The 838-nt window shown below is 47.0% G+C and carries 1 protein-coding gene; it reads left to right on the top strand.

Annotated elements, in window-relative coordinates:
• Positions 1–285 precede the first annotated feature (285 nt).
• A partial coding sequence (locus tag A918_RS20885; RefSeq protein WP_033316219.1) for a hypothetical protein occupies positions 286–838 on the top strand: 553 nt, incomplete at its 3' end.

Genomic DNA, 838 nt, shown 5'->3' with positions numbered 1-838 from the left:
TTTTTTTTTGTATTTTAAAGCATGTCGCGGAAAGGCAGGTACCGGTTTTCCGATAGCGGCATGCGTAAAAGCAGGGAGGCTGGGCGCGTGCCAAGGCTTCAAGTAAACGCGATACGCTCCGGCGGAAATAAATACCTCAATAAAAATTGACCGGCGCAATATGAATTTTAATTGTGCGCAGCAACAAGAACTTGTTAAGATGTCACAAAATGTTCATTGAGATGCTGTGTCCGCCGGTTTTGGCACCCCTGAAGGACGGGCTGGCTGTTTATTCCGGATAAAATTGTGTTTCCATCTTATGCTTCGCGCAGTTTCATCAGTGCAATGCTGGTACTGCTTTTATTAAATGTTCTGTTCTTTTTCTTCGTGACAGATTTTGACAATCTTGTCGTCGAAATGGGAGAGGCCGGATTGCTCGAGAATTTGCAACTGGTTTATCTCGGTCTTGCCGCAATCGCGTTTTTCATTGGCGGCCTGCGCAGTGAGGGGCCTGCGCGAATGTTTGCAATCGGTATGTCCGTACTGATGTGGATTTTCTTCTTCCGTGAGTTTGAAATCGAGCCGACAGGGCCGGTGAGCAATTACATTAAATCCCATGCATTCCGCTGGCATGAGGCGATTATCGTCATCGCTTTCGCCGCTATTTATGTTTTCCGTCATTCAGATTATGTGCGCCCTGTATTGACCTTTGTTTTCAGCCGTAAAGCATGGCCTTTTTATCTGGCAGCGGCACTCATCGCTCTCGGCGAGGTTTTTGAGAAAATGCACGGGCTTGCCTTTAACGAGTTTCTGGAAGAAGCGCTGGAAAGCCTGAGCTATTTTACGTTGTTGTGCCTTG

This window comes from Pseudochrobactrum sp. AO18b (genome assembly GCF_000409565.1).
GTDB classification, from domain to species: domain Bacteria; phylum Pseudomonadota; class Alphaproteobacteria; order Rhizobiales; family Rhizobiaceae; genus Pseudochrobactrum; species Pseudochrobactrum saccharolyticum.
This window is presented reverse-complemented; position numbering and strand designations above follow the sequence as displayed.